This window comes from Branchiibius sp. NY16-3462-2, assembly GCF_001594145.1.
In the GTDB taxonomy this organism is placed as follows: Bacteria; Actinomycetota; Actinomycetes; order Actinomycetales; family Dermatophilaceae; genus Branchiibius.
Window position 1 is genome coordinate 1 of record NZ_LVCF01000016.1, and the last position, 5,970, is coordinate 5,970.

Genomic DNA, 5,970 nt, shown 5'->3' on the forward strand with positions numbered 1-5,970 from the left:
AGCCGTGTCGTGCGTCGGCTCGACCTGCTCTTCGTTCATGTCCTGCAGTGTCATGCGTCCCTATTCCGATCCCGCCCACAGCAGTGGGCGTGTCACGGACCAGAAACACCGAAACTGCGATAGTCCCGCCATCCCGGGGGTCAATTTCCAGTCGGCACTGAAGGGTCAATTTTCAGTCGGCGTTGACACCGGCATCTTCATGATGCAGAACCCGGGCCAGTACGACGATTTTTCTTGTCTAAAGAACTCGTCCGGCAGGTGGACTTTAATCGTTTACTACGCTGCGGGCGGCGGTGGCGGTGCGGGCTCGTGGTCACAGCACCAGTAGACGTTGATCGTCTTGTTGTAAGGCCAGGCGACGAGGTCTTTGGGGACGGGTGGATCAGTCAGCATTCGCTCGTTAAAAACGGATGGCTACTGGACTACTTTGACGCGGCCATCACTGGGCCAACGGCGGACGCAATTGAGTTGTCGGTTCAGAGAGACGGCCTCGCCGCTGCCACGTCCACTGCGGCGAACGGACGAGTGACCGGAACGTGGACAGGCCACTCTGTTGAGGTCCGGGCGATTAAGGTCCGGGCAATGGCGCGGCCACCGAAGCTCACCAAACACGGGAAGATTTTCACTCCATCAGAGGTGGAGCGATTAGTCGAGGATATCCCGGATAGCCTCGTCCCCTCAGTGGGCCGGGTAAGCGGTTCTTCGGCTCCCGGAGGTATTCGAGATCTCTGTATTGGGATTCGCTATGTAAGCGAAGACTGGGTCGCTTGGCGACACTCTAGCGCTGCTGCCGCGCACTTCCAGTTGCAGCCGTTACTCCGTCCAGTTGGTTAGCAGCATCGGATGGTGGTGAGGATGAGCTTGCTAACAGCCCCTGTCCCAACACGATGGGGACGAACCTTCAGCAGGTGGTTCCTCGTCGCCGCGATAGCGGCAGCCGTGCTTGGACTGGTGCTACTCGTCGCGAGGGCTAATACCACCAGCACGGGCGTAGGAGCAGTGCTGGTGGTGCTCGCTGCCTGTGGACTGGCGCTGGGAGGAAAGAAGAACAACACAACACATCTCAACCCTGAGAACGACTCACCACGCAGTAGGGGACACGACCCCCGCGTTACCGCCGCCTTAGCCAGCGTTTGACCGGGCCTAGTTGCCCGACCGGCGCACCTGTCCCGGTGGTCTGGTTGGGGTCAGGGCGCATGGAGGGGGAGGGGGCCTCCGGTGGGGCTGGCTTGGTCGGCTCTAGGAGACGCATGGCGATGGTGAAGGTTTCGATGTGGCGGCCGCGTTCAGCGGCGATCTCGCGGGCATGCTCGGCGTCCTGCTCGGCGTGCTCGCGGCGTGCCCGCTCGGCGTCCAGATTCTTAGTGAGTGCTTCGATCTGCGCCCGGAGTTCTGCTGTGCGGGCATCCTCCGAGGGTGCCCGGTCATGTTCCCGGTCACCCTCGATCAGGGTGGGGTCCTCTGCTTTCACTACGGGTTGGGCGGTGGGTTTGAATCCTGCTGCCAAGAGTGATTCGACGGGGATTTGCCAGCCGTCATCAGTCTTTTCTGCGTTGGCGATCCGCCCGTCTTCGAGTGCTCGTTGAATGGTGGCGCGCCCGACACCGCAGCGGCGGGCTGCTTCTGCGGCTGACCATCGGGGCCGCTGCCGGGCAGGGGTGGGCATGTCGGGCAGGGGCTGCCCTTGGTGGGTGTCCGCATCATGGTCAGCCATGCCCGCCATGATGCCCGGTCAGGTGCCCGTGGTGCCCGCAGGCGTGCCGGGTGTCATCGACCCCGCCCGGGTCGGCGGTGTTGGTCCTGGCCGGGGGTGATCGGCCTAGCTGGTGTGACGACGGCCGCCGTGGTGGTTTGTCCGCTCGTCCTGGTCGGGGTGGCGGCTTGGCGCATCGCGTCGTTGTATCGCTGCGCGGTGTAGGCCCGGGCTGCGGTGGCTAGCTGCCTCTCGGGCACGCCTGGGCCGACCCATTCCCTCAGTTGCGCGATCGCCTGGGTGTCTCCTTGTTCGGCGGCCCGTACGGTGTCCTCTCGCTGCATCGCCTCGTTACGGGCCTTGTACCGGTCGTAGCTAGCTGCTTGGGTCCGCATCGTGTCCTGTAGCTCGGGGTCGTAGTCGCTCCACGCCGGGGGCCGTGCGTTCTTCCACGCCCGCTCAGCGCGTTGTGCGCCGTCGTGCTGCCTGCTGGCCCACCACGCCCCGATGGTGGTCCGCGCCTGGGTTAGTTGCTCCTGGTAGATGCCCGGCTCGATGAGCTGCCAGCCTTGCCCGGCCGCTTCGACCTGCGCCCGCCACTGGCTCTCGGCCACGAACTGCTGCCCGGGGTCCCAGTGCTTCTCCCGACCCAGCAGGGTCCGCCCCGGCGACGGCCTCGCCGGTAAAGGCTCCCTGGGTGTCTCCAGTAACGGGCCGAGCCGGGCCCACGACAACTCCTTATCCAGCCGGGAGGCCTTGAACCAGATCGGTTCCCCGTCCCGGTCCGTGGTGGCCTGCTCGGCGAAGCTGTACCCGTTCATCCGGCCCGTGGCAGCGACGTTGGCCCGTGCCGTCACTCCCTGCGCCGCCAACGCGTCCTCGAACGCTTCCCGGCCCAGGCCCCTGCTCTGCGCGGCGACCGTGGCCACCACCGCGGCCAGGCGCACCCGCACCGGTGCCTCACCCGTGGTTTGGGCGTGCCGCCACTCCCCGCCCTTCAACAGGTGATCCGCCGCCCGTTTCGTGTCGGGGCTGCTCTTCGTGGGGGCCTCGTACAGTCCATGCGATCGCTCGATGCCGCGCCGTACCTGCTGAGCTGCCCACCGATCGTTACGACCCAACCACACCGGCTGCGCGGGATCCTCATGCACCCGTGAGACAACGACGTGAATATGGTCCGGACCGTGTTTGACCGCGACCCACGGATAGTCCGCGAACCCCATCCCCTCCGCGAACTCCTGCGCGATATCCGCCCACTCGGTCGCGTCCATCACCCGATCGGTTTCCGCCGCCCGTAGGGAGCACTGCCAGATCGGTTTACCGATATCGGGCCGCTGCCTATGCGCATCCCTCAACTGCGACGCCCAAAACGCCGGGTCACGATCCCCATTCGCCCCAATGTTCGAAGCGATCACTTCACCGCCCGGGGTTCGCCCGTCCTCGAGGACATGCTCATTGTGCTTGCCCGGTCCGTGTAGATACGCGGCGATATCCCCCACCCGAGACCCCCGAGTGATCTTCGTAATCACAACCGCTCCGCCAACTCTTGGCGCAGGCCGCTCATCGCCGCGGCCGCCGCCTCAACCGCAGCCGTCAACTCGACCACCGCGGCCACCTGGCCGGGACCGCCCGCCGTGCTGTGCGCGTACCGCATCGCCTGATTCACGTTGTTCCCGATCCGCGCCAACTCCGCCCGTGTCCGCATCAACTCCGCCACCGCCTCCGCCCGGCCCGGCCCCCGCTCATCGCTCCCGTTCAGGGACTCGGTGATCCGCTCACGCACCCACCGCCCCACCTCCGCCCGCCCCTCATCAGCAGCCGCCGCAACCCACGCCTCCCACTCAGCCGGGTACAACCGCACCGCGACCACCTTGCCGCGTTTCCCCGTCGCCGGCCCTTCCGCCGGCACCTCGCCGGCCACCGGCACAGCCGGCCCACCCATCTCACTCACCCACACCACCCACCTTCCCGCCCCGGCCGGGGCGGATGTCTTTCCCCGACGTGAGCGCAGCGAACCAGGGGCGAGGTGATCAGCCAGTAACACGAAGCGCCAGCGGAGAGTTACTCTGATCATACCTCGCATCGCGGTTGGGTCGGGTGTCGTGGCATCGTCGAGCCGCAGGCGAGACGGCACGCACCACGACACCAGCCGCAGGGCCAACGCGCCGCCAGGCGCGTACCGGCCCGCCGAAGGCGCGGCCGCCCACCAACCCGCACCGGCGCCGCTCGACACCGCGCCGCTCGACACCGCGCCGCTCGATCAGCGTTCTTCACCAGCACACCCCCGGGCAGCCCCCTCCCCTCTTTTTCTTGGCTTCCTGTCCGGGGTGACCACTTCCAGATCAGGGTCACGGCTTGCGTAGGTGGCCGCCACAGGAGCGATCTCAACTCAACCCCTACTTACACACGTCCAACCAGGTTTGAGCTCTCAGCGAAGCTCCCAGAGGCCTGGGCTAACGGACCTCGCTGCGCTCGGACTGAAAGCGCATCCGGTGAAACATCTGACTTGGTTGGGCGTGTCGTACCTGAGCGATCGAGCGCGTAGTGGGAAGGTGGCGGTCATGAGCGCGGCTGGCGAGTGGGATCAGCTCTGGTTGCCGCTATGGCCCCTGGCCTCCGATGAGCTCCTAGCGGGGGTGTACCGGATGGCCCGTGGCGACGCGATGCAGCGCCGGTACGTCGAGGCCAACCCGCACGCCCTGTCCAACCTGCTGGTGGTCGACGTCGACCACCCCGACTCCGCGCTCCGCGCGCTGTCGTCGACCAGCTCGCACCCCGCCCCTACCGCCGTGGTCGAGAACCCCGCCAATGGGCACGCGCACGTCGTGTGGGCACTAGCCGAACCGGTAACCCGCACCGAGTACGCCCACCGCAAACCCCTCGCGTACGCCGCCGCCGTCACCGAAGGCCTACGCCGCGCCGTGGACGGCGATAAGGGCTACTCGGGGTTGATGACCAAGAACCCCGCACACGACTCCTGGGAAACCCACTGGCTCGGCGGCCAGCTGCGCACCCTAGGCCAACTGGCCCAGGGCCTGGGCGGCAACATGCCCGCCCCCGGCTGGAACCGCACCCGGCGCGCTGCTCCGGTCGGCCTCGGGCGTAACTGCACCCTGTTCGAAACCGCCCGCCACTGGGCCTACCGCGAGGTCCGCCACCACTTCGGGGACGCACCCGGCCTGGGCGCGGCGATCGCGGAGGAAACCGCGCTGCGAAACCTCGACTTCAGCGAGCCACTGCCTGCCTCCGAGGTCCGCGCGATCGCCAGCTCGATCACTCGGTGGATCACCACCAAATCCCGCATGTGGCACGACGGCGCAGCCACCTACGAGGCCACCTTCACCGCGATCCAGTCCGCACGCGGCCGCAGATCACGGACCGTGACGGAGAAGATGAGAGCGGCGAACACAGCCCACGGATTTCAACCGATCGCGTCAGCCCGTACTCGCCTTAGCACCGAAGGGATCATCTGATGGTTGCCGAGCAGCCCCAACGCCGGAAGATGACCGCCAAGGAAGCCGCCGCACGGCTCGGGGTCTCCGTTCGCACTGTTCAACGCATCGTCGCGGAGCCGCGCGAGGAATATCTCGCCCGCGCGGCCGCTCTGCGCGAGCAAGTCCTCCAACTCCGGGAGGTCGAGAAGCTGCCCTATAAGGAGATCTCCGAGCGGCTCGGCATCCCCGCCAGCAGCGCCCGCCGCATCATCGCCGAGTCTCGTAAGCAGCAGCGCCGTCTCAGCTCCGGACCAACTCAGGCCGCTAGTTGATAAGTAGCTGAATGCCCCCTTGCGACAGTTGAGTTTTCAGTAGTCGCGGTTATCGGTACCTGGTGCCAGACTCGGGGACTGCGGGCCGAGGAAGAGATGGCTGAGCACCTGGGGCCTGGCGGCGGCAAGCACGGCCTCGCCGTTGGCGCAGTCAAGAGCAACAACTGGAAGGGGAGCAAGTTGAACAAGACGATCATTGCCGGGAGGCGGGTGCTGGCAGTTTTGACAGCATCCTTGCTGTTGGGGCTAGGGGCGACGTGCGAAGCATCAGCCACGGCGGCCGTCACTACCAAATCCGCGCCGACGGCCCTCGCAGCCGGAAACGACTACTACGTGGTTGGAACTTGGTATAAATCGCAGGCAAGTTGCGCCTCCTACGCCGGCTGTCGATGCCGTCTGAATACTGACCCCGTGGTGCCGACTGAAAGTTGACCCCTGTCTCGGCACTCTGGGCGGGTGATGAGTGTGGAGGACTGGGCGGAGATCCGCCGGTTGCATAACGGCGAGGGTG

At 66.3% G+C, this 5,970-nt stretch carries 6 protein-coding genes; 3 read left to right on the plus strand and 3 right to left on the minus strand.

Annotation, left to right across the window (positions count from 1 at the left end):
* Positions 1 to 328 (plus strand): hypothetical protein (locus AZH51_RS05425; RefSeq protein WP_291522156.1); only part of this gene is annotated, 328 nt, incomplete at its 5' end.
* 783 nt (positions 329 to 1,111) lie between these two features.
* Here AZH51_RS05425 and AZH51_RS05430 read toward each other — a convergent pair.
* The 3 genes from AZH51_RS05430 to mobC all read right to left on the minus strand — a co-directional run bounded on the left by AZH51_RS05430 (position 1,112) and on the right by mobC (position 3,635).
* A complete protein-coding gene (locus tag AZH51_RS05430) occupies positions 1,112 to 1,714 on the minus strand; it encodes a hypothetical protein (RefSeq protein ID WP_291522158.1) in 603 nt (200 codons plus the stop codon).
* 53 nt (positions 1,715 to 1,767) lie between these two features.
* On the minus strand, positions 1,768 to 2,964 hold the full coding sequence (locus AZH51_RS05435) for a hypothetical protein (RefSeq protein ID WP_291522160.1): 1,197 nt from the start codon (positions 2,962 to 2,964) through the stop codon (positions 1,768 to 1,770).
* A 254-nt stretch (positions 2,965 to 3,218) separates the two neighbouring features.
* The gene (gene mobC, locus AZH51_RS05440) at positions 3,219 to 3,635 is read right to left on the minus strand and encodes a plasmid mobilization relaxosome protein MobC (RefSeq protein WP_291522165.1); all 417 of its coding nucleotides are present in this window, start codon (positions 3,633 to 3,635) and stop codon (positions 3,219 to 3,221) included.
* A gap of 619 nt (positions 3,636 to 4,254) precedes the next feature.
* Here mobC and AZH51_RS05445 point away from each other — a divergent pair.
* Both AZH51_RS05445 and AZH51_RS05450 read left to right on the plus strand, forming a co-directional pair.
* Positions 4,255 to 5,166 (plus strand): replication initiation protein, encoded by a 912-nt coding sequence (locus AZH51_RS05445; protein WP_291522162.1) that lies wholly within the window; start codon positions 4,255 to 4,257, stop codon positions 5,164 to 5,166.
* Positions 5,166 to 5,459: a helix-turn-helix domain-containing protein gene (locus tag AZH51_RS05450; RefSeq protein ID WP_291522164.1), complete on the plus strand. Its 294-nt coding sequence runs from the start codon at positions 5,166 to 5,168 to the stop codon at positions 5,457 to 5,459. The genes AZH51_RS05445 and AZH51_RS05450 overlap by 1 nt, the downstream gene beginning before the upstream one ends.
* Positions 5,460 to 5,970: the final 511 nt, after the last annotated feature.